This is a genomic window from Georgenia daeguensis, from assembly GCF_039537705.1.
Lineage (GTDB): Bacteria > Actinomycetota > Actinomycetes > Actinomycetales > Actinomycetaceae > Georgenia > Georgenia daeguensis.
Map to the genome: position 1 here is coordinate 118690 of NZ_BAABBA010000009.1, position 23356 is coordinate 142045.

General features: G+C 74.5%; 21 protein-coding genes. 14 read left to right on the forward strand and 7 right to left on the reverse strand.

The window, feature by feature from the left end; translation table 11 throughout:
* Positions 1 to 111 precede the first annotated feature (111 nt).
* From ABD774_RS10815 to ABD774_RS10835, 5 genes are all read left to right on the forward strand, one after another.
* The gene (locus tag ABD774_RS10815; protein WP_345040855.1) at positions 112 to 864 is read left to right on the forward strand and encodes a hypothetical protein; all 753 of its coding nucleotides are present in this window, start codon (positions 112 to 114) and stop codon (positions 862 to 864) included.
* Positions 865 to 881: 17 nt separating this feature from the next.
* A complete protein-coding gene (locus ABD774_RS10820) occupies positions 882 to 1109 on the forward strand; it encodes a hypothetical protein (protein ID WP_345040857.1) in 228 nt (75 codons plus the stop codon).
* Between the two features lie 123 nt (positions 1110 to 1232).
* A complete protein-coding gene (deoC, locus tag ABD774_RS10825) occupies positions 1233 to 2240 on the forward strand; it encodes a deoxyribose-phosphate aldolase (RefSeq protein WP_345040860.1) in 1008 nt (335 codons plus the stop codon).
* Between the two features lie 6 nt (positions 2241 to 2246).
* Entirely contained in the window at positions 2247 to 3737 is a 1491-nt protein-coding gene (locus ABD774_RS10830; protein ID WP_345040862.1) for an aldehyde dehydrogenase family protein, read from the forward strand.
* Complete coding sequence (locus ABD774_RS10835) at positions 3734 to 4588, forward strand: aldehyde dehydrogenase family protein (RefSeq protein WP_345040864.1); 855 nt, start codon at positions 3734 to 3736, stop codon at positions 4586 to 4588. The genes ABD774_RS10830 and ABD774_RS10835 overlap by 4 nt, the downstream gene beginning before the upstream one ends.
* A gap of 193 nt (positions 4589 to 4781) precedes the next feature.
* Here ABD774_RS10835 and ABD774_RS10840 read toward each other — a convergent pair whose 3' ends face one another.
* The 3 genes from ABD774_RS10840 to ABD774_RS10850 form a co-directional block, all read right to left on the reverse strand.
* Positions 4782 to 6707, reverse strand: coding sequence for an HNH endonuclease signature motif containing protein (locus ABD774_RS10840; protein WP_345040867.1), 1926 nt, complete (start codon positions 6705 to 6707; stop codon positions 4782 to 4784).
* A 180-nt stretch (positions 6708 to 6887) separates the two neighbouring features.
* The gene (locus tag ABD774_RS10845; RefSeq protein ID WP_345040869.1) at positions 6888 to 8579 is read right to left on the reverse strand and encodes a phospho-sugar mutase; all 1692 of its coding nucleotides are present in this window, start codon (positions 8577 to 8579) and stop codon (positions 6888 to 6890) included.
* Between the two features lie 29 nt (positions 8580 to 8608).
* Entirely contained in the window at positions 8609 to 9460 is an 852-nt protein-coding gene (locus ABD774_RS10850; RefSeq protein WP_345040871.1) for a purine-nucleoside phosphorylase, read from the reverse strand.
* 352 nt (positions 9461 to 9812) lie between these two features.
* On the opposite strand from ABD774_RS10850, the gene ABD774_RS10855 reads away from it, so the two are divergent.
* The 5 genes from ABD774_RS10855 to ABD774_RS10875 all read left to right on the forward strand — a co-directional run bounded on the left by ABD774_RS10855 (position 9813) and on the right by ABD774_RS10875 (position 15181).
* The gene (locus ABD774_RS10855; RefSeq protein ID WP_345041025.1) at positions 9813 to 11231 is read left to right on the forward strand and encodes an NAD(P)H-quinone dehydrogenase; all 1419 of its coding nucleotides are present in this window, start codon (positions 9813 to 9815) and stop codon (positions 11229 to 11231) included.
* A gap of 36 nt (positions 11232 to 11267) precedes the next feature.
* Positions 11268 to 12374: a succinyl-diaminopimelate desuccinylase gene (dapE, locus tag ABD774_RS10860; RefSeq protein ID WP_345040873.1), complete on the forward strand. Its 1107-nt coding sequence runs from the start codon at positions 11268 to 11270 to the stop codon at positions 12372 to 12374.
* 15 nt (positions 12375 to 12389) lie between these two features.
* Complete coding sequence (locus ABD774_RS10865) at positions 12390 to 13211, forward strand: LOG family protein (RefSeq protein ID WP_345040875.1); 822 nt, start codon at positions 12390 to 12392, stop codon at positions 13209 to 13211.
* 91 nt (positions 13212 to 13302) lie between these two features.
* A complete protein-coding gene (locus ABD774_RS10870; RefSeq protein WP_248256707.1) occupies positions 13303 to 13470 on the forward strand; it encodes a DUF3117 domain-containing protein in 168 nt (55 codons plus the stop codon).
* Between the two features lie 85 nt (positions 13471 to 13555).
* Positions 13556 to 15181, forward strand: a complete 1626-nt coding sequence (locus ABD774_RS10875) for a leucyl aminopeptidase family protein (protein ID WP_345040879.1) — start codon at positions 13556 to 13558, stop codon at positions 15179 to 15181.
* A 41-nt stretch (positions 15182 to 15222) separates the two neighbouring features.
* Here ABD774_RS10875 and ABD774_RS10880 read toward each other — a convergent pair whose 3' ends face one another.
* The gene (locus ABD774_RS10880; RefSeq protein ID WP_486327301.1) at positions 15223 to 15855 is read right to left on the reverse strand and encodes an O-methyltransferase; all 633 of its coding nucleotides are present in this window, start codon (positions 15853 to 15855) and stop codon (positions 15223 to 15225) included.
* A gap of 129 nt (positions 15856 to 15984) precedes the next feature.
* Here ABD774_RS10880 and sigE point away from each other — a divergent pair, with 129 nt between their 5' ends.
* From sigE to ABD774_RS10900, 4 genes are all read left to right on the forward strand, one after another.
* Positions 15985 to 16680, forward strand: coding sequence for an RNA polymerase sigma factor SigE (gene sigE, locus ABD774_RS10885; protein WP_345040883.1), 696 nt, complete (start codon positions 15985 to 15987; stop codon positions 16678 to 16680).
* Positions 16677 to 17600, forward strand: coding sequence for an anti-sigma factor family protein (locus ABD774_RS10890; protein ID WP_345040885.1), 924 nt, complete (start codon positions 16677 to 16679; stop codon positions 17598 to 17600). The genes sigE and ABD774_RS10890 overlap by 4 nt, the downstream gene beginning before the upstream one ends.
* Positions 17601 to 17632: 32 nt before the next feature.
* Positions 17633 to 19363: a S1C family serine protease gene (locus ABD774_RS10895; RefSeq protein WP_345040887.1), complete on the forward strand. Its 1731-nt coding sequence runs from the start codon at positions 17633 to 17635 to the stop codon at positions 19361 to 19363.
* Between the two features lie 73 nt (positions 19364 to 19436).
* Positions 19437 to 20045: a twin-arginine translocase TatA/TatE family subunit gene (locus ABD774_RS10900; protein WP_345040890.1), complete on the forward strand. Its 609-nt coding sequence runs from the start codon at positions 19437 to 19439 to the stop codon at positions 20043 to 20045.
* Between the two features lie 74 nt (positions 20046 to 20119).
* On the opposite strand, the gene ABD774_RS10905 is transcribed toward ABD774_RS10900, so the two are convergent.
* Genes ABD774_RS10905 through ABD774_RS10915 form a run of 3 tightly spaced genes read right to left on the reverse strand, consistent with a single transcriptional unit; the run spans position 20120 to position 23243 of the window.
* Entirely contained in the window at positions 20120 to 21253 is a 1134-nt protein-coding gene (locus ABD774_RS10905; RefSeq protein ID WP_345040892.1) for a P-loop NTPase, read from the reverse strand.
* Between the two features lie 57 nt (positions 21254 to 21310).
* The gene (locus ABD774_RS10910) at positions 21311 to 21949 is read right to left on the reverse strand and encodes a DUF1003 domain-containing protein (protein WP_345040894.1); all 639 of its coding nucleotides are present in this window, start codon (positions 21947 to 21949) and stop codon (positions 21311 to 21313) included.
* Complete coding sequence (locus tag ABD774_RS10915) at positions 21942 to 23243, reverse strand: magnesium transporter MgtE N-terminal domain-containing protein (protein WP_345040897.1); 1302 nt, start codon at positions 23241 to 23243, stop codon at positions 21942 to 21944. The genes ABD774_RS10910 and ABD774_RS10915 overlap by 8 nt, the downstream gene beginning before the upstream one ends.
* Between the last annotated feature and the right edge of the window lie 113 nt (positions 23244 to 23356).

Here is a 23356-nt window from a genome sequence, read left to right on the forward strand (position 1 = left end):
GCTGACTCTCCGCCAGCTGACTCTCCGCCAGCTGCTCGTACGTCAACAGCTCGCCCGCCAACCGCGCGTCCGTCTCCCGTCCGTCCGCGCGCGACCCGCGACCCGCGGCCCGTGCGGCCCCAGCTCGTCACGCTCGGCGGCGCACCTGCCAGGCAGAGCGACCCGACCACCTGCGGCTCGACCGCCCTGCTCATGCTCGCCGCCACCGGCGACCCGCTGCTCGCCACCTGGCTCGAGGACGGCAGCATCCCCGCCGCGCTGCCGCCGCACCGGCTCCCGCCTGAGATCCCGCCCGGCCCTCAGGCACCCGACGCCGCCGGCCGGATCGCCGCGGCGCAACGGCACATCAAGGCGCGCACCGGCGCGCACGCCCTCGGTCCGCTGCGCTGGCCAGGGGCGCTCGGCACCCCGCCCTGGACCGCCGCCCGCGAGGCGCGGTTCCCCGGTGTGCGCTATCGGGCCGTCCCCGTCGACGACGCCTCCCCGGTCGGCGCCGCGATGCTCTCCCAGGCTCACGCGGCCACCCTGGACGGCATCCCCGTCCCGCTCTACACCGGCGGAGACCTCGGCGACGGCCTCGCGGCCGCCGTCCCGCGCCACGTGGTGCTCGCGGTCCCTCCGCCGCAGGGGGCGCCCCACCGCGGCCACGACCGCGACGGCCACCCCGTCCTGCACGTGTACGACCCCTCCGACGGTCGGGTGCACCAGGTGCGCGTCGCCGAGCTGCTCGGCCGGACCACGCCGCACCCTGCTCTGGGTGGCTGGACGCACGTGTGCTGGGTGCTGCTGCCCCGCCCGGCACCGGCCTCCGATTCCCTTGCGCCGCCCAGCCCCGCGGGGCAGGCTGGGCAGACGAATCCGTGACCGTTCGAGGAGGAGCAATGAGCGAGCAGCCCGACAGCACCGCCATCGAGCTGGACCCGGAGACGCTGGCGGAGGACCACCTCGTCACCGAGGACCCGGCCGACCTGCCTGAGGAGTACGAGCCCGATCCCGACCTCGTCTCGGCCACCCGCGAGGCGGACCACGCCGACGTCGCCGAGCAGCTCACCGAGGTGCCCGGCATGGACGAGGAGGGCGACGAGGGCGAGGCCGAGGAGGAGTTCTAGCTAGCAGGTGTCCCCCCGCCCTCCCACGGGCGGCGGGGCACCGAGCGTCCGGCGTCCCGCCCGCGCTCGTCCCGCCCGTACGGAGACTCCCGCCCGTACGCGGCTCAAGCAGGTGGAGGAACGATGACGTTGCAGACGGCCGCCCTGGCGCCGGCCGCCCGGGCCGTGCAGGTGCTCGGCACCGACCTGACCGAGAAGAGCCTGCGCCTGCATCTCGAGGGGCTGCCGGGCGTGGACGCGGTGGGTCTCGACCAGCGCGCCGCCGGGCTGGGGACGCGGTCGATCAAGACGACGTCGAAGGCGTGGGCCCTCGACAAGATCATCTCCCTGATCGACCTGACCACCCTCGAGGGTGCCGACACTCCCGGCAAGGTGCGCTCCCTCGTCGCCAAGGCGGTGAGCCCGGACCCCTCCGACCCGACCACTCCCCATCCCGCCGCGGTGTGCGTCTACGGGGACATGGTGCCGGCCGCCGTCGAGGCCCTCGGCCCCCTCAAGGGACTGGACGCCGGCGGGATCAACGTGGCCGCCGTCGCCACCGCCTTCCCCAGCGGGCGCGCCTCGCGCGAGGTCAAGCTGACCGACACCGCCGACGCCGTGGCCGCGGGCGCCGACGAGATCGACATGGTCATCGACCGCGGGGCGTTCCTCTCCGGGCGCTACGGGAAGGTCTTCGACGAGATCGTCGCAGTCAAGGAGGCCTGCAGGCGGCCGGACGGCACGTTCGCGCACCTGAAGGTCATCCTCGAGACCGGGGAGCTGGCGACGTACGACAACGTCCGCCGCGCCTCCTGGCTCGCGATCCTCGCGGGCGGCGACTTCATCAAGACCTCCACCGGCAAGGTTTCGCCCGCGGCGACGCTGCCGGTCACGCTCCTGATGCTGCAGGTGGTCCGCGACTGGCACCGCCTCACCGGGGAGAAGATCGGCGTCAAGCCCGCCGGCGGGATCCGCACCTCCAAGGACGCCATCAAGTACGTGGTCACCGTCGCCGAGACGGTGGGGGAGCAGTGGCTCGACCCGCACCTGTTCCGCTTCGGCGCGTCGAGCCTGCTCAACGACGTCCTGCTCCAGCGCCAGCGCGTCTCCACCGGCCACTACTCCGGCCCCGACTACGTCACGATCGACTGAGGTCCCATGAGCTTCCTCGACTACGCACCCGCGCCGGAGTCCACGGCGATCCTCAACCTGCGCGAGACCTACGGGCTCTTCATCGACGGCGAGTTCGTCGACGCGGAGGGATCCTCGTTCGCGACGATCTCGCCCGCGACGGAGCAGCACATCGCCACGGTCTCCGCGGCCAACGCCGCCGACGTGGACCGCGCCGTCGCCGCCGCCCGCCGCGCCTACGACCAGACCTGGTCCCGGATGAGCGGCACCGACCGGGGCAAGTACCTGTTCCGCATCGCCCGCCTCGTCCAGGAGCGCTCGCGGGAGCTCGCCGTCGCCGAGAGTCTGGACAACGGCAAGCCGATCAAGGAGAGCCGCGACGTCGACGTCCCGCTCGTGGCGGCGTGGTTCTTCTACTACGCGGGGTGGGCCGACAAGCTCGACCACGCCGGGCTCGGGCCCGCGCCGCGGTCCCTGGGGGTCGCCGCACAGGTGATCCCGTGGAACTTCCCGCTGCTGATGCTCGCGTGGAAGATCGCGCCGGCGCTCGCGGCCGGGAACACGGTGGTGCTCAAGCCGGCGGAGACCACGCCGCTGACGGCGCTGCTGTTCGCCGAGATCCTCCAGCAGGCGGATCTGCCGCCCGGGGTCGTCAACATCGTCACCGGCGCCGGCGACACCGGGGAGGCGCTCGTCAACCACCCGGACGTGAACAAGGTCGCGTTCACCGGCTCGACCGCCGTGGGGCGAGGGATCGCACGGTCCGTGGCCGGGACGGGCAAGAAGGTCACGCTCGAGCTGGGTGGCAAGGCGGCCAACATCATCTTCGACGACGCACCCCTCGACCAGGCGATCGAGGGGATCGTCAACGGCATCTTCTTCAACCAGGGCCACGTCTGCTGCGCCGGGTCGCGCCTGCTGGTCCAGGAGAACATTCACGACGACGTCGTCGAGCGGCTCAAGGACCGCCTGTCCACCCTGCGTCTGGGTGACCCGCTCGACAAGAACACCGACATCGGCGCGGTCAACTCCGCCGAGCAGCTCGACCGCATCCGCACCCTCTCGCGCATCGGCGAGGAGGAGGGGGCCGAGCGGTGGACGGCGCCGTGCACGATCCCCGAGACCGGATTCTGGTACGCGCCGACGATCTTCACGAACGTCTCCACCTCGCACCGCATCGCCCGGGACGAGATCTTCGGGCCGGTGCTGTCGGTGCTGACGTTCCGTACGCCCGCGGAGGCGGTGAAGAAGGCGAACAACACCCCGTACGGTCTCTCGGCCGGGGTCTGGAGCGAGAAGGGCAGCCGGATCCTCGCCGTCGCCGACCAGCTCCGCGCCGGCGTGGTGTGGGCGAACACCTTCAACCGGTTCGACCCAGCGTCCCCGTTCGGCGGCTACAAGGAGTCCGGCTACGGCCGTGAGGGTGGGCGGCACGGTCTCGCGGCCTACCTTGAGCCGTCGGCGGGCACGGTCGGGCTGACGTCGAGCGGAGCGACCACGAAGGAGTCGGTGCGATGACCCGCCTGGCGGTGCCGAAGACGTACAAGCTGTTCGTCGGCGGGAAGTTCCCCCGCTCCGAGAGCGGGCGGACCTACGAGGTGACGACGGCGGACGGACGGTTCCTCGCCAACGCGTCCCGGGCGAGCCGCAAGGACGCCCGCGACGCCGTGCGGGCGGCGCGGTCCGCCCAGCCGGGATGGGCCGGGGCGACGGCGTACAACCGGGGGCAGGTGCTGTACCGGATCGCCGAGCTGCTCGAGGGCCGCAGGGCTCAGTTCGTCGAGGAGGTCCGCGAGACCGAGGGGGTCGCCGCGGCGGCCGCGGCGGCCCAGGTGGACGCAGCCATCGACGTGTGGGTCTGGTACGCCGGCTGGGCCGACAAGTACGCCCAGGTGGCGGGGAACGCCAACGCCGTGGCGGGACCGTACTTCAACCTCTCGGCACCCGAGCCGACCGGCGTGGTGGCGATCGTGGCCCCGCAGGACTCGGCCCTGCTGGGGCTCGTGTCCGTGCTGGCGCCGGCGCTGGTGCCGGGCAACACGGTGGTGGTCGTGGCGTCCGAGGCCGCGCCGCTCTCGGCCATCAGCCTCTCGGAGGTGCTCGCCACCTCCGACGTGCCCGGTGGTGTGGTCAACGTCCTCACCGGCTCGCCGGCGGAGATCACGCCGTGGCTCGCCGCGCACGCCGACGTCAACGCACTCGACCTCGCCGGTGCCGGGGCGCTGGACTGGGTCGACCTGGAGATCGCCGCGGCCGACACGCTCAAGCGTGTGCTGGCGCCCGTCGAGGGCGTGCCCGCGCCCTCGCTCGGCAGGATCACCGCGCTGACCGAGACGAAGACCGTGTGGCACCCCAAGGGCATGCTCTGACAGTCACGGGGGTTGATGCCGCTGCCGCCTGACACGGCGAGAAGCCGGCGCACAGGCGTGCGTCGGCTCCTCGCCGTGGTGGGCGGGTTCGCCGGTGTGAGGGTTCGCCGCCGCGACGGTGCGGCGTCAACGAGGGCGCGCGAGGGGTGGGGCAGCCCGGCCGGGGGCCCGACGGAGAATCCCTGAGGGGCGATCAGAACGGAGGGTCGCTGCCGACGCCGGTGATCGTGGCCCACGGGTCGACGGCTTGCGGGGTGCCGGCGAGCGGGTCGGGGGTGTGGCGGTAGCGGTGACGCGTGCGGGCAGGGATCCAGAGCACGGTGCCGTCCTGCTCGCGAATGACGTCCCAGCGCTTGGTGGTCTTGAGGTTGTGGTGCCGGCGGCACAGCGGATGCAGGTTGCAGGCGCTGGTCTGCTTGACGAGGTGGGCGATGGCGGGGTTGTACGCAATGCGGTGATCGAGGTCGCAGACGATCGAGGGGCGGGTGCACCCGGGGAAGGTGCAGGTGACATCCCGAGCCCGGATGGTTCGGCTCAACTCGGCCCCGGGCCGGTAGGCGCGGGTGGAGAGGTCCTTGAAGTGGCCGTCCCGGTCGGTGAACAAGGCCCGCCAGGTGGCGTCCTGCGCGATCTCGCGAGCGAGCTCGGCCGGGATGGGCCCGTACCCGGCCAGGTAGCCGGCCTGCTCGTCCAGCCCAAGCAGCGTGCCGGCCCCGACGGTGATCTGGGCCCCGGCACGGGCGGGGGTCCCGGTGGGCAGGGGGTGGCCGGCGAGGTCGACGCCGCGGTCCAGGACGGCGGTGAAGAGGTCGACGAAGGCGTCGGCGCGGACCTGGTCCCGGGTGCGCGGGTCCTGGCCGGGGTCGGAGTCGGCGACGGCGGCCTCGGCCAGGGAGTCGAGGGCGACCTTGACCGTACGGGCGGCGTCCGCACGCAGGAAGGCGGTGATCCAGGCCATCCCGTCAGCGGCCGGGGTCAGGGTGACCTGCCGGGCCGCGTGCTCCTTCTTGCGCCGCTCACGGCCCGCGTCCGGGTTGACCGACAGGGCCGCGGCCCGTATCCGCTGGCGAAGCTTAGGGCCGGAGACGCGGTCGGCGTCCTTGAGCAGGCCGGTGACCACGCGGCGGTGCTCACGCACGCTGAGGCCCGGCTCGGTCGTGGCGAGGATGTTGGCCTTGCGGGTATCGATGCGTCCGGTGGACAGGGCGTCGGCGACCTCCGGGTAGCTGTCCAGGCTGGCGGCGAGGTTGACCTTGGCCGACCCCACCGCGGAGGTGGAGCCCAGGCGGGCGCCGATCTCCGCCGCGGCCTGCTCTGCAGCCTTCGACGAGGTGCCCTGCCTGTCGGTCAGCTCCAGCACGAGCCGGGCCTGCCGGGCGATGGCCCACGACGCGATCCGCTCGTACCCGGCGATCGCCTCCACCAGGGTCGCCGCTCCGAGTTCCCCGGCCACCAGTGGGGCCAGCAGGGCGGCGAGCTCGGCCCCGCCGGGCAGGGTCTCGAGGACCGTGGCCCCGACCGCGTCGGCCTCCCGGTCAACCAGTCCCCGCTCAAGCGCCTCCCTCAGTGCAGGGTCGTCCGCGGCAGGCGGCGCAGTGCTCGGCGCAGGGGCCGCACCGGTCGGAACCGCCGCCCACCACGGCACCGCCCCGCCATGAGCGGCGGAGCTGGCCGTGCCAGCTCGTGCGTGCGGGTCGGCGGGTGCGCCGGGGTCGCTGGCGGCGTCAGTGGGGGCGGGTGCTCCCGGGTCGGCCAAGGCGTCCGCGCCAGCGGGTGCGTCCGTGGGGGCGGGTGCTCCCGGGTCGGCCAAGGCGTCCGCGCCAGCGGGTGCGTCCGTGGCGGCGGGTGTTCCTGGGTCGGCCAACGCATCCGCGCCAGCACCCGCGCCACGTACGGGTCGGCCGGTCTCGCGCGCCGCGGTCAGTACGTCCGGACGTCGGGACGACAGGTACAGCTCGAACCGGGAGGAACCGTTCTCGACCACGACCGGGACAACCTCCGCGGCCGCCGCCCAGTCGGCCAGCACATGGGCGTAGAGCCGCTCGATCTCGGACACGAGGCCGGGCGAGGCGCTGGAAACCGCCTCGCCGCCCGCCGCACCGACCTCGTCCTCGAACATGTGTCCAACACTAGGGCGGACCGCTGACATCGGCCGGCAGCCGAGTCAGACCTGTGGAGAAAGAGGCACAGAAGGCAAGAAAAGTCGGGGGCGCGCGACGAAGCCGGCACGGTGCGCGGAGCGTGTGCTGCCAGTCCTGGCGTCACGCACCCACCGCAGCGAAGCCGTGCCGGCCAGTGCCTACATCGCGACGACGCCCGCCACGTCCGATCGCAGGAGTTCCATGCGCACGGCGGCGGTGTGCCGGGCGGTGCTCACGTCGGTGGTCGACGGTACGACGACCTCGAGGTAGCACTTGAGCTTCGGCTCGGTCCCGGAGGGCCGGATGATCACGCGGTCGCCCGCGGCGGTGAGGTAGAGCAGACCGTCCGTCGGCGGCAGGTCCGCGGAGCCGGCCGCCAGGTCCGTCGTCGTCACCACGGGCGACCCGGCCAGCGTGGCGGGCCCGTCGGCGCGGAGCCGCGCCATGGTGCCCGCGATGAGCGACAGGTCGGAGACACGGACCGAGATCTGGCTTGTCTCGTGGACACCGTGACGCCGCGCGAGGTGGTCGAGGGCGTCCAGGAACGACTCGCCGCGGTCACGGAGCTGGGCGGCGAGGTAGGCGATCCGGACGGCGGCCGAGATGCCGTCCTTGTCGCGCACGGCTGCCGGGTCGACGCAGTACCCGATCGCCTCCTCGTAGCCGAAGGCGAGCCCCTCGGTCCGTGCGATCCACTTGAAGCCGGTCAGCGTGGTGCGGTGCTCCAGCCCGTGGGAGTCGGCGATCCGCTCGAGCAGACGCGAGGAGACGACGGAGCTGGCGAGCACGCCGCGCCCGGCGAACGCGGCGGCGACGGCGGTCTGCTCGCCGAGCAGGGCCCCGATCTCGTCGCCGGTGAGCTGACGCCATCCACCGACCTGGTTGCGGTCGGGCACCGCCATGGTGCACCGGTCCGCGTCCGGGTCGTTCGCGATCACGAGGTCGGCGTCGACGGCGCGCGCCCGGTCGAGGGCGAGGTCCAGGGCGCCGGGCTCCTCGGGGTTCGGGAAGGCGACCGTGGGGAAGTCCGGGTCCGGCTGCGCCTGCTCGGACACCACGTGGACGTCGCTGAAGCCCGCCCGGCGCAGCGCCTCGACCGCCGTCGCCCCGCCCACGCCGTGCATCGGCGTGTACACGATGCGCACCTCACGGGTGTGCCGCGGGGGGAGGAGCGAGGCCACCCGCTGCAGGTACGCCTCGTGGACGTCGTCGCCGAGCACCTCCCACCCGTCGGCGAGCGGCACGTCGGTCGCCGCGGGCGCGGCGGCGATGCGCTCGGCGATCCGCGCGTCGTAGGGCGGCACGATCTGGGCACCCTGGCCGGCGCCGGTCACGGCCCGGCCTCCCAGGTAGACCTTGTACCCGTTGTCCTGCGGCGGGTTGTGGGACGCGGTCACCATCACGCCGGCGTCGGTACCCAGGTGCCGGACGGCGAAGGCGAGCACCGGCGTCGGCAGGGGTGCGGGAAGAAGCAAGGCGCGGCCGCCCGCGGCGGTGACGACGGCGGCCGTGTCCTTGGCGAACCGGGCCGAGCCGTAGCGGGCGTCGTAGCCGATGACGACCGTGAAGTCCCGGCCCACCTCGCGCGCCAGGAAGTCACTGAGGCCCGCAGCGGCCCGGATGACGACCGCCCGGTTCATCCGGTGCGGCCCGCCGCCCAGCTCGCCGCGGAGCCCGGCGGTGCCGAACTCCAGCGGGCCGGAGAACCGCGAGTCGAGGTCGGCCTGCGCGGCGGCGGCCTCCTCGCCCGTGCCGGAGGCCTGCTCGAGCAGCTCGGCCAGCTCGGCGCGGGTGCGCTCGTCCGGATCGGCGGCGATCCAGGCGCGGACCTCGTCTGCGGTGACAGTCATGGTGTCGGTTCTCCTCAGGGCGTCGTGCTTCACAGGCTGCGGACGATGTCCGCGAGCAGGCGGGAGATCCGCGGGCCGGCGGCGCGGCCGGCCTCGAGGACCTCCTCGTGCGAGAGCGGCTCGGGCGAGATGCCGGCCGCAGGGTTCGTGACCAGGGAGATCCCGAGGATCTCCAGCCCCGCCTGGCGGGCCGCGATGGCCTCGAGGGCCGTCGACATGCCCACGAGGTGGCCGCCGATGCGGCTCGCCATCTGCACCTCGGCCGGGGTCTCGTAGTGGGGGCCGCGGAACTGCACGTACACCCCTTCGGCGAGGGAGGGGTCGACGTCGTGGGCGATCCTGCGCAGCCGCGAGGAGTACAGGTCGGTGAGGTCAACGAAGGTGGCACCCTCGAGCGGGGACGCCCCGGTCAGGTTGATGTGGTCGCTGATGAGCACCGGCGTCCCGGGCGCCCACTGCGGGTCCAGCCCGCCGCAGCCGTTCGTGAGGACGACGGTCGAGGCACCGGCAGCGGCCGCGACGCGCACGCCGTGGGCCACGCGGCGCACACCGAGCCCCTCGTAGAAGTGGGTGCGGGCGCCGAGCACGAGCGCGTACCGGTCCGTGCCCTCGATGCGCACCGAGCTCAGGGTCCCGCCGTGCCCCACGACGACCGGGGCGCTGAAGCCGGGCAGCTCGACCGCGGGGATCTCGGCGACCTTCTCCCCGAGCAGGTCGGCGGCCCCGCCCCACCCGGAGCCCAGCACGAGGGCGACGTCGTGCCGCTCGACGCCGGTCCTCTGTGCCAGCAGGTCGGCGGCCTCGCGGGCGACGGCGAAGGGATCGGTCGCGGGGGCGTCCAGGTCGGCACCGGCGGTGGCGTCGTACGCGGCGTGGTCCATGGTCCGACGTTATCGCGAGTCCCGTCCCGTTACCGGCGGCGACGGCGGAGCGGCGCTGCAGACAGTCCGGGCGCTCTCGACGGCGGGGCGGCCTTCTCGACGGCGGAGCGGCTCGCGCGGCGGCGGGGCGGTTCTCTCGACGGCGGAGCGGCGCGTTCGACGCGCCCCCGCGCCCCCGCGGTCGCCCGGCCGGCGTTCCCGGGCCCGAAAGGGGCGTCCGGCGAGCGGGACGGGCAGAATGCGTCGGGTGAGCACGCCTTCCGGACCCGTCCCGCCCCCCGCCGTCGAGCACACCGGTGCCGCCACCGCCGAGCCCGACCACCGCCGCGACCACGGCGCCGGCGCCTCACCGGTGCGTGAGGGGTCGCGCGTGGTAATCATCGGCGGCGGTCCCGGCGGCTACGAGGCCGCCCTCGTCGCCAGCCAGCTCGGCGCCCGCGTCCAGGTGGTCGAGCGGCAGGGCATGGGCGGCTCAGCAGTCCTCACCGACGTCGTCCCGTCCAAGACCCTCATCGCCACGGCCGAGTGGCTCACCGTCACCGAGCAGGCGGGGGAGCTCGGCATCGGCGCCGACGGAGGGCCCGACGGCGATCCCGGCGCCCTGCGCGCGGACATGGACATCGTCGACCAGCGCGTGATGCGCCTGGCGCAGAAGCAGTCCAAGGACATCCGGGCCCGCCTCGAGAAGGAGGGCATCGAGATCGTCGCCGGCACCGGCAGGGTGGGGCCGACGATCAGCGCGGAGGGCACGCGCCTGGTCCACGTCGAGCTGGCCGACGGCGGCGAGCGGGAGCTGGTGGCCGAGATCATCCTCGTGGCCACCGGCGCCACCCCGCGGGTGCTGCCGACCGCCCGGCCCGACGGCGAGCGGATCCTCACCTGGGCGCAGATGTACAACCTCACCCAGATCCCCGAGCACCTCGTGGTGGTCGGCTCCGGCGTCACCGGCGCCGAGTTCGCGGGCGCCTACAACGCGCTCGGCGCGCGGGTCACCCTCGTCTCCTCCCGGGACCGGGTGCTGCCGGGCGAGGACGAGAACGCGGCCGAGCTCATCGAGGGTGTGTTCCGCCGCCGTGGCATGACGGTGCTCTCCCGCTCGCGCGCCGCGGCGGTGCGCCGCACCGGTGACGGGGTCGAGGTCGAGCTCGCCGACGGCCGGGTCGTCGAGGCCTCGCACTGCCTGGTGGCGGTCGGCGGCGTGCCGGCGACGGCGAGCCTCGGGCTGGAGGAGGCGGGCGTGGAGCTCTCCGAGTCCGGGCACATCAAGGTCGACCGGGTCTCGCGCACCCGCGCCTTCCGCATCTACGCCGCCGGTGACTGCACCGGCGTGCTGCCGCTCGCCTCCGTGGCGGCCATGCAGGGCCGCATCGCCATGTGGCACGCCCTCGGTGACGCCGTCGCGCCGCTGGACCTGAGCACCGTCGCCGCGAACATCTTCACCGCGCCGGAGATCGCGACCATCGGCGTGACGCAGAAGCAGATCGAGTCGGGCGAGGTCGACGGCGCGATCACCCGCCTGCCCGTGGCCCGCAACCCGCGGGCCAAGATGCTCGGCATCAAGGAGGGCTTCATCAAGCTCTTCTCCGAGCGGTCGTCGGGCGTGGTGATCGGAGGCGTGATCGTGGCCCCGCGCGCGAGCGAGCTGATCTACCCGATCACCATCGCCGTCGCCCACCGGCTCACCGTGGACCAGCTCGCCAACGTCTTCACCATCTACCCCTCCCTCACCGGGTCCATCTCGGAGGCGGCCCGCACGCTGCACCTGGCGTGAGGGGGCCGGCCGGGACGTGGCCGTAGGGTCTTCCTCATGGCCGCCCCGACCTCTGCACCCGCCCTGCCGGACCTCGCCGGCGACGTCGTCGCCCTCACGGCGGCGGTCTGCGACATCCCGTCGGTCTCGGGGGACGAGCGGGCCCTCGCCGACGCCATCGAGGCGGCGCTGCGCGGCCACCCGCACCTGGAGGTCCTGCGCGACGGCGACGCCGTCGTCGCACGGACCCGCCTGGGGCGCGAACGGCGGGTCGTGGTCGCCGGCCACATCGACACCGTCCCGATCGCGTCCAACCTGCCGACGCGGCGCGTCCGCGCCGAGGACGGCGCCGAGGAGCTGTGGGGCCGCGGCACGGTCGACATGAAGGGCGGCGTGGCCGTCGCGCTCCACCTCGCGGCGGTGCTGCGCGAACCGCGGTGGGACGTGACGTGGGTGTTCTACGACCACGAGGAGGTGGCCTCCGCCCTCAACGGGCTCGGCCGGCTCGTGCGCAACCACCCGGACTGGCTCGCCGGCGACCTCGCCGTGCTCGGCGAGCCGACGGCCGGCGGCATCGAGGGCGGCTGCAACGGCACGCTGCGCGCCGAGATCCGCACCACCGGGCGCACCGCCCACTCGGCGCGCGGCTGGCGCGGGGTCAACGCGATCCACGCGGCCGGCGAGGTCCTGGACCGGCTCAACGCCTACGAGGCCAGCGACGTCGACGTCGACGGGCTCGTGTTCCGCGAGGGCCTCAACGCCGTGGGCATCACCGGCGGCATCGCCGCGAACATGATCCCCGACTCGTGCGTCGTCACGGTCAACTACCGCTTCGCGCCCTCGCTGGACCCGGCCGGGGCGGAGGCGCACGTGCGGCAGGTCTTCGAGGGCTTCGACGTCACCGTCACCGACCTTGCCGGCGGCGCCCGCCCCGGCCTGGACGACCCGCTCGTCCAGGGCTTCGTCGAGGCGGTCACCGCCGTGACGGGCGGCGCGCCCGGCCCGAAGTACGGCTGGACCGACGTCGCCCGGTTCGCCGAGCTCGGCATCCCGGCCGTCAACTTCGGCCCCGGAGACCCCATGCTCGCCCACGCCGACGACGAGCGGTGCGACGTCGAGCAGATCCGCACGTGCGCCAGGGCCCTGCAGGCCTGGCTGGCCTAGAGGAGAATCACCGTCATGACACGCGAGGTCCGCAACAACCACGCCCACGACAGCTCCCGGAGCTACCGCCGGGGCCCCGTCCTGCTGCGCAGGGACCTGATCCCCCAGGAGACGACCGACGCCCGGCTGCTGGCGCCCGAGCAGGACACCAGCTGGCTCCACCAGGACCCGTGGCGGGTGATGCGGATCCAGTCGGAGTTCGTCGAGGGCTTCGGGGCGCTCGCCGAGCTCGGGCCCGCGATCTCGGTCTTCGGCTCCGCGCGCGTGCGCCCCGGCGAGCCGGAGTACGAGCTGGCCGAGGAGATCGGCCGGCGCCTGGTCGAGGCGGGCTTCGCCGTCGTCACCGGCGGCGGTCCCGGCGTGATGGAGGCGGCGAACAAGGGGGCGTGCGAGGCCGACGGCGTCTCGGTGGGGCTGGGCATCGAGCTCCCGTTCGAGCAGGGCATGAACCAGTGGGTCGACCTGGGCGTGAACTTCCGCTACTTCTTCGCCCGCAAGACGATGTTCGTGAAGTACTCGCAGGGCTTCGTGGTGCTGCCCGGCGGTTTTGGCACCATGGACGAGCTCTTCGAGGCCCTCACCCTGGTCCAGACGCAGAAGGTCTCCTCGTTCCCGATCGTGCTGGTCGGTTCCTCCTACTGGGGCGGACTGGTCGACTGGCTGCGTGACTCGATGCTCGCCCGCGGCACGATCAGCGCCGCCGACCTCGAGCTCGTGCCCGTCGTGGACACCGCCGAGGAGGCGGTCGACGGGGTCCTGACCGGCATGGAGCAGCTCGCCAAGGAGGCAGAAGCGCAGGCCGCAGCCGCGGAAGAGGCTGGCGGAGCGGCCGAGTGATCTAAACTGGACGCAGTGATCACCCTGCCGGTTCGGCGGGGTCCGCCCTGCGCGGGGTGGTCGAGGATCCAGGGAGAAGAGGGGACACCACATGGCCGCGATGAAGCCGAGGACCGGAGACGGACCGCTCGAGGTGACCAAGGAGGGCCGTGGCATCGTCATGCGCGTCCCGCTCGAGGGAGGCGGCCGGCTCGTCGTCGAGCTCACCCCGGCCGAGGCGGGCGAGCTGAGCGAGGCGCTCGGCGCCGTCGCCGTCTGACGACCCGCACCGACGTACCGACATCCGGCCGGCCAGCCTCGCTGGCCGGCCGGAGGCGTTCCACCCCCTTCTCAGGAGCCTGATCGTGCCCTCGCTGCCGGAGTCTGCCGTCCCGGAGGTCTACCTGCCGGAGATCGTCCTGCCCGAGATCGTCGTCGTCGACGAACGGCCGACGCATCCGCGCGACGGCGGCCGGTGGGCGGACCCGCTGCCGGACGCGCTCGCGGTCCCCGTGGCGCCCGCCGCCGCGGGCGAGGAGGACCTCCAGCCCCGTGGCGGGGCCGCCGACGTCGCCGCGCTCTACGGCATCGACCTGCTCGCGGAGGCCGAGCGGGCCGACCTGAACGGGCGCCCGGGCACCACCGCCGTCGTCCGGCTCCCGCGCGTCCTCCCGGGCGTGGTCGACCTGCCCTGGAAGGGACTGCCGGACACGATCGTGCTGGTCGGCGTCGGGAACGGCTCCGCCGACGACGTGCGCCGCGCCGGCCTCGCCCTGGGCCGCGCCACGGCCGGCCTGGGCACGGTGGCCCTCAGCGTGGGGGAGGACCTGACGACGGCGACGCTGCGCGCCCTCGCCGAGGGCTTCCTCCTCTCGGCCTACCGCATGCCCCGCACCGGTCGCACGCCCGCCCCGGGCCGCCCCGCCGCCGAGCGCCTCGTCCTCCTCGGCCGCACCGGGATCCCGGGGGACGCCGCGTCGGCGCTCGCGAGGGCCCGGGCGAGCGCGGGCGCCACCTGGCTGACCCGCCTGCTGGCGGCGACGCCGTCGAGCACGAAGAACCCCGTCTGGCTGGCGGAGGTGATCAGCCGGCTCGTCCGCGACGCCCCCGCGGACGGCGGGACGCTCACCGCCGAGATCCACGACGAGACGTGGCTGCGCCGCCAGGGGATGGAGGCCCTGCTCGCCGTCGGCGGCGGGTCGCGCACACCCCCGCGGCTGGCGGTCGTGACCTGGGCCCCGCACCGTGCGGGCGGGCACGTGGCGCTCGTGGGCAAGGGCATCACGTTCGACACCGGCGGCATCTCCCTCAAGCCGCGCGAGGCCATGGTGCCGATGAAGACGGACATGGCCGGGGCGGCCGCCGTCCTGGCCGCGACGCTGGGGGCCGCCGACCTCGGGCTCCCGGTCAGGGTGACGGCGGTGCTCCCGCTCGCCGAGAACGCCATGGGCGGCGGTTCGTACCGGCCCGGGGACGTGGTGCGCACGTTCGACGGCACCACGGTCGAGGTCTCCAACACCGACGCCGAGGGCCGGATGGTCCTGGCGGACGCCCTCGGGTGGTCGGTCGCCACGCTCGGGGCCGACGCCGTCGTCGACGTCGCCACGCTCACCGGCGCCGCCGCGCGCGGGCTCGGCCGGGGCCACGCCGCGCTCTTCTCCACCGCCGACGACCTCGCCGCCGAGCTCCTCGCCGCCGGGGAGGCGGGCGGGGAGCGGGCCTGGCGGATGCCGCTGGTGGAGGACTACCGGGCGGCGCTGGACTCCGACGTCGCCGACGTCGCCCACGTCGCGACGGACCCTCACGTCGGCGGCGGGTCCGTCGTCGCCGCGCTGTTCCTGCAGCGCTTCGCCGGCGACGCGCGGTGGGCCCACCTCGACATCGCCGGCCCGGCCCGGGCCGGCAAGGGGGAGGGTGAGCTGCCGAAGGACGCGCCCACCGGGCACGGGGCCCGGCTGCTGCTGCGCTGGCTCGAGAGCCTGACGGCCTGACGGCCTGACAGCCGGCCCGACCGCGCCGAGGCCCGCCCGCCTCAGCGCCGGACGGCGACCAGCAGCCCGTCCCCGCTCGGCAGCAGCGCGCTGACCAGGCGGTCGTCGTCGCGCACCTGCTTGCCGAGCTCGCGGACCGCGACGGTGACCTCGTCGCGTCGCGCGGGGTCGGCCACGCGGTCGTGCCACAGGGCGGCGTTGACGGCGAGCACCCCGCCGGGACGCAGGAGACGAATGGCCTGCGCGACGTCGTCGGCCGCCTCCGAGGGGTCGCCGTCGACGACGGCCATGTCGTAGACCCCGTCCGCCAGGCGCGGCAGGACGTCCAGGGCCCGGCCGCCGATGAGCCGGGTGCGCGCGGGGCGCAGGCCGGCGCCCGCGAAGCTCTCCCGGGCGGCGCGCTGGTGCTCGGGCTCGACGTCGATGGTCGTGAGCACGCCGTCGGGGGCCATGCCGCCGAGGAGCCAGAGCCCCGAGACACCGGTGCCGGTCCCCACCTCGGCGACGGCGCGTGCCCGGCAGGCAGCGGCGAGGAACCGCAGGGCGGCGCCCGTGCCGGGGGTGACCGGCTGGACGCCGAGCTCCTCGGCGCGCATCCGTGCCTCGACGACGGCGTCGTCCTCGGTGACGAACTCTTCGGTGTAGGCCCAGGACAGGGCCTTGTCGGCGGTGATGATGGGCCTCCCGGGCTGGTCGGCGGCGGCTGCCGCAGCCGCCATGCTACCGGTGGGTCCCCAGCTCCCAGGTACTCCCCAGGTTCGCTCTCTACCATGGCGGGACCGATGACGGAACGAGGACGCCCGATGCTTCACGCCACCCGCACGACCGACGACGACGGCGGCGCCCTGGGTGGCGACGGCGGCGCGTCCGCCGGTGCAGACGACGCTCCGCAGGTCGGCACGGCCGACGGCGGTACGCAGGCGGGCCTGGCGGAGGAGCCGCCCGTCTGGTCCCCGCCGTCGTGGGAGCAGATCGTGGTGGAGCACTCGCCGCGCGTGTACCGCCTCGCCTACCGCCTGACCGGCAACAAGGCCGACGCCGAGGACCTCACGCAGGAGACCTTCGTGCGCGTGTTCCGCTCGCTCCACAAGTACGAGCCCGGGAACTTCGAGGGCTGGCTCCACCGCATCACCACCAACCTGTTCCTCGACCAGGCGCGGCGCCGCACCCGCGTGCGGATGGACCCGATCGGCGAGGCGACCGAGCGGCTGCCCGCGGCGCACGACTCCGGCGAGCCCGAGCGCGGGTTCGAGCACGCCCATCTGGACCTGGACGTCCAGGCCGCCCTGGACGCCCTGCCGCCGAAGTATCGTGCTGCCGTGGTGCTGTGCGACATCGAGGGCCTCTCCTACGAGGAGATCGCGGCGACCCTCGGCATCAAGATGGGCACCGTGCGCTCGCGGATCCACCGCGCACGGGCGATGCTGCGCGACCAGCTCGCCCACCGCCGCCCGGCCTCCGTCGTGAACCCGGCGCACGCCGCGCAGGCGGTGGGATGAGCCACCTCCGCGACGACGTCAGCGCGCTGGTCGACGGCCAGCTCTCCCCGGAGCGCGCCGAGGCCGCGATGGTCCATCTGGTCACCTGCGACTACTGCGCCGGCCTGGTGGCGGTGGAGCGGGCGTCGCGCCGCCACCTGGCGCAGGCCGGGGACGTGCGTCCGAGCGAGGACCTCACCGCTCGCCTGATCCAGCTGGCCCAGTCCCCGGTGCCCCCGGCGCCGCAGGGAGCGCGTGCGCTGGTGGGGCGCGCCTGGGAGCCCCTCACCTACGGTCGTGGGCGCCGGCGCGCGGTCGTCCGCGGCTCCGCCGTCCTGGTCGGGGCCGCCGGGATGCTGGGCGCCCTGGTCGTCATCGGGTCGCTCAACCAGCGCACGGGGGACCCGGCGGCGATGCTCGCCGAGGTCGCCGGCCCCGCCCATGAACCGGTCCAGCTCATGGTCACCGCGGACACGATGCGCCTGGCGGAGGCGCCGAGCGCGACGGAGGAGGCGCTGGCCTGGCTGCGGGAGAACGGCTGGGCGGCGCCCGGCGCGCTGCCGGCGGACGCGGACGTCCAGCACGTGGGGACCACCGGCGGGGCGGGGGAACAGGTTCTCACCGTCGAGATCGTCCGGGACGGCCACCACGCCACCGTGGTGGAGAAGCGCGGGGTGCTCGACCCGGCCGCGCTCGCGGACCTGCCCATGGTCGACGTCGGGGACCACAGCGTGCACGAGCTGCCCGGTCCGGGCACGACGGTCGTTCTCCAGTGCGACGGCACCACGGTGCTCGTCACCAGCAGTGACGCTCCCGGCCTCGTCCACGAGGTGGCTGGCGCCTTCCCGGCGACGGCGCCCGGCTCCGGGGTGGCAGACCGGATCGACCACGGCTGGCAGACTTTGGTCGACTGGACCGACCTGCTCGTGCAGACGCGGTGACGGCCGGCCCGCGAGGCCCGGAAGGAGCGCCCATGACCCCCGACGAGCAGTCGGCCACGCCCGTCGGGCCCGGGCGCGACGAGGGACCGGCCGACGCGCCGGAGCCCGGCCCGGGTCAGGCACCGTCCGCCGGCCCCGCCCGGGCGCGCTACGACTACGCCCCGACGCCGGCCCCCCAGCCCGAGGCCTACCACGCTCTCGGTCGCTCTCCCGGTCCGGCCTCGCCGGCGCCCCCGGCCGGCGTTCCCTGGCGCTCGCGGCGGTCCTTCCGCAGCGCCCGCCGCGGCGACAGGAACAGCGAGGGGCCGGGCCGCGCCGCCCCGACCGCCGTGACCCCGACCGCCGTGAACCCGGGTGCGGCTACCGGTACGTACGGCGTCGCGGGCGGTCAGCCCGCCCCGGGTGCCGGCCCCTCCGTGGGCGGCGACCCAGTCACCGGTGGGCCCCCGCCGTACTGGGCGCCCGTGCAGGCCGACGGCGGCGCCACGCGCGTGCTGCCGGCGCAGCCGGGGCCGCCCGCCGAGGCGACCGCCGGACCGTTCCCCGCCACCACCGGACCGTTCGCCGCCACCGCCACCGCCGGACCGTTCCCGGCCACCGCCACCGCGGTCGGCACGACGGACCCGGGCACGCGGATCGGCGACCTGTTCGGTCACGACCGCACCGAGGATCCGCCGCGCCGGCAGCGACAGGTGGCGCTCGGGATCGTCGTGCTGCTCGTGCTCCTCTCCCTCCTGGCAGGGATCCTCATCGGCGGGCTCGGCGCACGGTCGTTCTTCGCGGCCGGCGGGGGCGGTGCGCCGACGCTCCCGACGGCCTCCGCCGTCGACCGGGCGCCCGACTCGGTCGCGGGCATCGCCGAGGCGGTGCTGCCCTCGACCGTGTACATCCAGGCCCGCGGGAACGGGCAGGGCAGCTCCGGCACCGGCCTGGTGCTGCGCGAGGACGGCTACATCGTCACGAACAACCACGTGATCGAGACGGCGGCGGACGGCGGCCGCGTCGTCGTCGGTTTTCCGGACGGCAGCGAGGACGAGGCGGAGATCGTCGGCCGGACCGCGGACTACGACCTCGCCGTCCTGCGCGTGGACCGGGACGGCCTCGAGCCGCTCGTGCTCGCCGACTCGGACACCCTCGCGGTGGGCGACACCGTGGTCGCCGTCGGCGCGCCGCTGGGCCTGGAGGGCACCGTGACCTCGGGCATCGTCAGCGCCCTGAACCGGCCCGTCACCGCGGGCGCCGGCGGCACGACGACGTTCATCAACGCCATCCAGACGGACGCCGCCATCAACCCGGGCAACTCGGGCGGGCCGCTGGTGGACGCGAGCGGCCAGGTGGTCGGCATCAACACCGCCATCGCGCAGGCGTCTGGCGCCTCCTCGGCCACCGGGAGCATCGGCCTGGGGTTCGCCATCCCGGCGAACCAGGTGCGCCGCACCACCGAGCAGATCATCGCCACGGGCAGCGCCACCTACCCGGTCATCGGCGTCTCCCTCGACACCCGGTACACGGGTGAGGGCGTCCAGGTGCTCCAGGACGACGTCGACGACAACCCGGCCGTGGTGCCCGGCGGCCCGGGCGACCTGGCGGGCATCCGCCCCGGCGACGTGATCGTCAGCATCGACGGGCGACCGGTGACCGACCCCGACGAGCTCATCGTCGTCGTGCGGTCCAAGGCGCCGGGCGACACCGTGGTCCTCGGCGTGCGCCGCGGCGGGGGCGTCGAGGAGATCAGCGTTGTGCTCGGGGAGAGCTCCGGCTGAGCCGCCGGGCGCCCGGAGGCCGACGCGGCGAACGACGGCACGGCCGCCGCCCCCGGCGCCGTATCCTGAGCCCGTGTTCGGGATCAACGGGGGTGAGCTGGTCGTCCTGCTCGTGCTCGCCTTCCTCCTCATCGGGCCGGAGCGGCTGCCGGAGCTCGCCCAGCAGCTCGGCCGGCTCACGCGCGAGGTGAAGAAGATCGCGACGGGCGCCAAGGAGAAGGTGCGCGAGGAGCTCGGACCGGAGTTCGACGACCTCGCCGCCCTCGACCCGCGCCAGTACGACCCCCGCCGGATCGTGCGCGAGGCCCTGATGGAGGACGACGAGCCCGCCCGGCCCGCGCGCCCCCGGGCCGCGCGGCGGCCCTCCCCGGCGGCCACGGCCCGCACCGGCTCGACCGCGGCGGGTGCCGTCGCGGGCGCGAGCGCTGGTCTCGCCGCCGGTGCGGTGGCGGCTGGTGCGGCGGCGGGTGAGCGGGCGGGGACGGCTGCTGCGCCGTCAGCGCCCAAGGCTGCGCCGGCGACCGGGTCCACGGCAGCGCGCGTCGCCGTCACCCCGCCCGCACAGGTGCTCGCCGAGGCCCGGACCGCTGCGCCGACCGCGACGGCGCTCGCGGAGGAGCCGGTGCCGCCGGGCGCCGAGGAGGAGCCCTACGTCGTCCCGTTCGACGACGAGGCCACGTGACAAGGCCGGCTGACGCGGGGCCGGGCGCCGGGCCGGATCGGGCCCAGGCGGCCGGTCCGGCCCCTGCGTAGGTCCTACCGGGCGACCGGGCTGATGCCCAGCGAGCGGCCCGCCAGGCCGCGGGCCCGGTGGGACAGCGAACGGGACAGGGACAGCAGCGCCTCGGCTGCGGGGCTGCCGCTCTCGCGCAGCACCAGGGGCACGCCGGCGTCGCCGCCCTCGCGCAGCTCGAGCTCGATCGGCACCTGCGCGAGCAGGGGCACGTCGTAGCCCAGGGTCTTCCCCAGCTCGGTGGACACGCGCTCGCCGCCGCCGGAGCCGAAGAGCTCCACGCGCGTGCCGTCGGGCTGCTCCAGCCAGGACATGTTCTCGACGACGCCGACCACGTGCTGGTGCGTCTGCTCCGCGATCACTCCGGCGCGCTGCGCCACCTCGGCCGCGGCCACCTGCGGGGTGGTCACGACGAGGATCTCCGAGTTCGGGAGCATCTGCGCCACCGAGATGGCGATGTCGCCGGTCCCGGGCGGCAGGTCGAGCAGGAGGACGTCGAGGTCGCCCCAGAAGACGTCGGCGAGGAACTGCTGCAGGGCCCGGTGGAGCATGGGCCCGCGCCAGACCACCGGGCGGCCGTTCTGGGTGAACATGCCGATCGAGATGACCTTCACGTCGTGCGCCACCGGCGGCAGGATCATGTCGTCGACCTTGGTCGGCGGGTGGGCGACCCCGAGCATGCGGGGGATCGAGAAGCCGTAGATGTCGGCGTCGACCACGCCCACCTTGAGCCCGTCCGCGGCCATGGCGGCCGCGAGGTTCGCGGTGACCGACGACTTCCCGACGCCGCCCTTGCCGGAGGTGACCGCGTAGACGCGGGTGAGCGAGCCCGGCTTGGCGAAGGGGATCTCGGGCTCGGCGACGCCGCCGCGGAGCATGGTGCGCAGGTCCTTGCGCTGCTCGTCGGTCATGACACCCATGTCGACGCGGACGCCGGAGACGCCCTCGATGGCGCCGACGACGTTCGTCACGTCGCGCGTGATGGTGTCCTTGAGCGGGCATCCGGCCGTCGTCAGGTCGACGCCGACCACCACGAGGCCGCCCGGTTCGACGTCCACGGACCGGACCATGTTGAGCTCGGTGATGGGACGGCGGATCTCCGGGTCGATGACGTTGACCAGTTCGGCCCGGACAGCCTCGACGCTGGGTGCACTCATGCCCCCATCGTAGGTGGCGCCGCGACGTGCCCTGTCGCGGGGTACGTCACACCGGGGTCAGGCGCGCAGGCCTCCGCCGTCGCGGTCCTCGTCCCGGCGTGCCCCGCGGACGTCGTCGCGACGCGTCTCGCGGTCCTCGTCCCGACGTTCCTCGCGGTCGCCGTCGCCCTCCCGGAGCTCCCGCTCCATCTGGGCCAGCTCGGCCTCGAGCTCGCGGATGCGGGCGTCGCGCTCCTCGACGATGTCCTCCAGCAGCCCGCGCAGCTCCGAACGCACGAAGTCGCGGGTCGCCACCTCGCCCAGCGCTAGCCGCAGGGCCGCCATCTCGCGGGCCAGGTACTCGGTGTCGGCGAGGTTCCGCTCCGCCCGCTGGCGGTCCTGCTCGGCGCTGACCCGGTCGCGGTCCGTCTGCCGGTTCTGCGCCAGCAGGATCAGCGGCGAGGAGTACGAGGCCTGGAGCGAGAGCATGAGCGTCAGGGCGGTGAACCCCAGCGCGGCGGAGTCGAACTGCAGGTGCTTGGGGCCGAAGGTGTTCCACAGCAGCCAGACGGCGCAGAAGATCGTCAGGTACAGCAGGAAGCGCGGGGTGCCCATGAACCGCGCGATGCCCTCCGAGAAGCGCCCGAAGAACTCCGGGTCGATCTGGGGGCGCCAGCGGCGCCTGGCCTCCAGCGGGGTGTCGAGCCGCTCAGCCATGGGCGGTCCTCGTCATGGCCCGGTCGGTGACGTCGTCGTCCGCCTCGCGCCAGTCGTCCGGCAGGAGGTGGTCGAGCACGTCGTCGACGGAGACGGCGCCCAGCAGGCGGCGGTCCTCGTCCACGACGGGCAGCGCGGTGAGGTTGTACGTCGCGAGGAGGCGCGTGACCTTGCCGATGTCGTCGGTGGGCAGCAGGGCGTCGATGTCCTTGTCGAGCATGGCGCCGAGGAGCTCGTGCGGCGGCTCGCGCAGCGCGCGCTGGAGGTGGACGACGCCGATCAGCCGGCCCGTGGGCGTCTCGAGCGGGGGGCGGACGACGAAGAACATCGCGGCGAGCGCCGGCGTGACGTCCTGGCGCCGGGCGTGCGCGAGCGCCGTGGCGACCGTGGCCTCGGGCCCGAGGATGAGCGGCTCCGTGGTCATGAGGCCACCGGCGGTGTGCTCCTCGTAGGCGAGCAGCCGGCGGACGTCCTTGGCCTCCTCGGGCTCCATCCGCTCGAGCAGCTCCCGGGCGCGCTCGACCGGCAGCTCGGAGACCAGGTCGGCGGCGTCGTCGGGCTGCATGACGTCCAGGACGTCCGCGGCCCGGTCGAGGTCCAGACCGGAGACGATCGCGACCCGGTCCTCCTCGCCGAGCTCCTCGAGGACGTCGGCGAGACGCTCGTCGTTGAGCTCGGCGGCCACCTCGAGGCGGCGGCTGTCCGGCAGGTCGTGCAGCACGTCGGCGAGGTCGGCGGGCTTGAGGTCCTCCAGGGTGGCGAGCAGCGCCGTCGCTCCCTGCTGGACGGCGGTGCCCGCGAGGCCGGTGACGTCGTCGACGTCGACCACGAGCGCCTCGCCGCGCCGGCCGACGATCCCGCGCCCGGGATGGGTGCGTCGCACGAACAGCTTGGTGACGTACCAGTCGCGGTTGCGGTGCTGCTCCATCGCGACGTCCTCGACCGTGCCCGTCCCGGAGCCGTCCTTGAACGTCACCTGGCGGTCGAGGAGCTGACCGACGACGAGGGTCTCCGTGGCGCGCTGGGCGAAGCGGCGGATGTTGAGCAGCCCGGTGGTGATCACCGCGCCGGCGTCGATGCTGGTGACCCGGGTCAGCGGGACGAACACGCGGCGCTTGGAGCTGACCTCGACCACCAGGCCGACGGCCCGCGGGGCGCCTCTGAGGCGCATGACGACGACGACGTCGTGGACGCGGCCGACCTGGTCACCCAGCGGGTCGAAGACGGCCGTGCCCTTCAGCCGCGCGACGTACACACGGCTGGTGCTGCTCGGGCGCGCGGTCGGCTGGTTCACGTCGTCAGCCTAGGACAGGTCCGCCCCTGGCCACCGCGCCGGGCCGCGAGCGTGGTGACGACCGGGCTGGTCAGGCGCGCCGCTCTCCGGAGGAGCAGGTGCCGCACCGCCGG

What these genes read in the sequence shown, in the direction of transcription:
- ABD774_RS10835 (WP_345040864.1), top strand. Translation starts at nt 3,734, where the DNA reads ATGACCCGCCTGGCGGTGCCGAAGACGTACAAGCTGTTCGTCGGCGGG.
- ABD774_RS10830 (WP_345040862.1), top strand. Translation starts at nt 2,247, where the DNA reads ATGAGCTTCCTCGACTACGCACCCGCGCCGGAGTCCACGGCGATCCTC.
- ABD774_RS10890 (WP_345040885.1), top strand. Translation starts at nt 16,677, where the DNA reads ATGAGCCACCTCCGCGACGACGTCAGCGCGCTGGTCGACGGCCAGCTC.
- ABD774_RS10865 (WP_345040875.1), top strand. Translation starts at nt 12,390, where the DNA reads ATGACACGCGAGGTCCGCAACAACCACGCCCACGACAGCTCCCGGAGC.
- ABD774_RS10910 (WP_345040894.1), bottom strand. Translation starts at nt 21,949, where the DNA reads ATGGCTGAGCGGCTCGACACCCCGCTGGAGGCCAGGCGCCGCTGGCGC.
- ABD774_RS10905 (WP_345040892.1), bottom strand. Translation starts at nt 21,253, where the DNA reads ATGAGTGCACCCAGCGTCGAGGCTGTCCGGGCCGAACTGGTCAACGTC.
- sigE (WP_345040883.1), top strand. Translation starts at nt 15,985, where the DNA reads ATGCTTCACGCCACCCGCACGACCGACGACGACGGCGGCGCCCTGGGT.
- ABD774_RS10840 (WP_345040867.1), bottom strand. Translation starts at nt 6,707, where the DNA reads ATGTTCGAGGACGAGGTCGGTGCGGCGGGCGGCGAGGCGGTTTCCAGC.
- dapE (WP_345040873.1), top strand. Translation starts at nt 11,268, where the DNA reads ATGGCCGCCCCGACCTCTGCACCCGCCCTGCCGGACCTCGCCGGCGAC.
- deoC (WP_345040860.1), top strand. Translation starts at nt 1,233, where the DNA reads ATGACGTTGCAGACGGCCGCCCTGGCGCCGGCCGCCCGGGCCGTGCAG.
- ABD774_RS10820 (WP_345040857.1), top strand. Translation starts at nt 882, where the DNA reads ATGAGCGAGCAGCCCGACAGCACCGCCATCGAGCTGGACCCGGAGACG.
- ABD774_RS10850 (WP_345040871.1), bottom strand. Translation starts at nt 9,460, where the DNA reads ATGGACCACGCCGCGTACGACGCCACCGCCGGTGCCGACCTGGACGCC.
- ABD774_RS10895 (WP_345040887.1), top strand. Translation starts at nt 17,633, where the DNA reads ATGACCCCCGACGAGCAGTCGGCCACGCCCGTCGGGCCCGGGCGCGAC.
- ABD774_RS10845 (WP_345040869.1), bottom strand. Translation starts at nt 8,579, where the DNA reads ATGACTGTCACCGCAGACGAGGTCCGCGCCTGGATCGCCGCCGATCCG.
- ABD774_RS10870 (WP_248256707.1), top strand. Translation starts at nt 13,303, where the DNA reads ATGGCCGCGATGAAGCCGAGGACCGGAGACGGACCGCTCGAGGTGACC.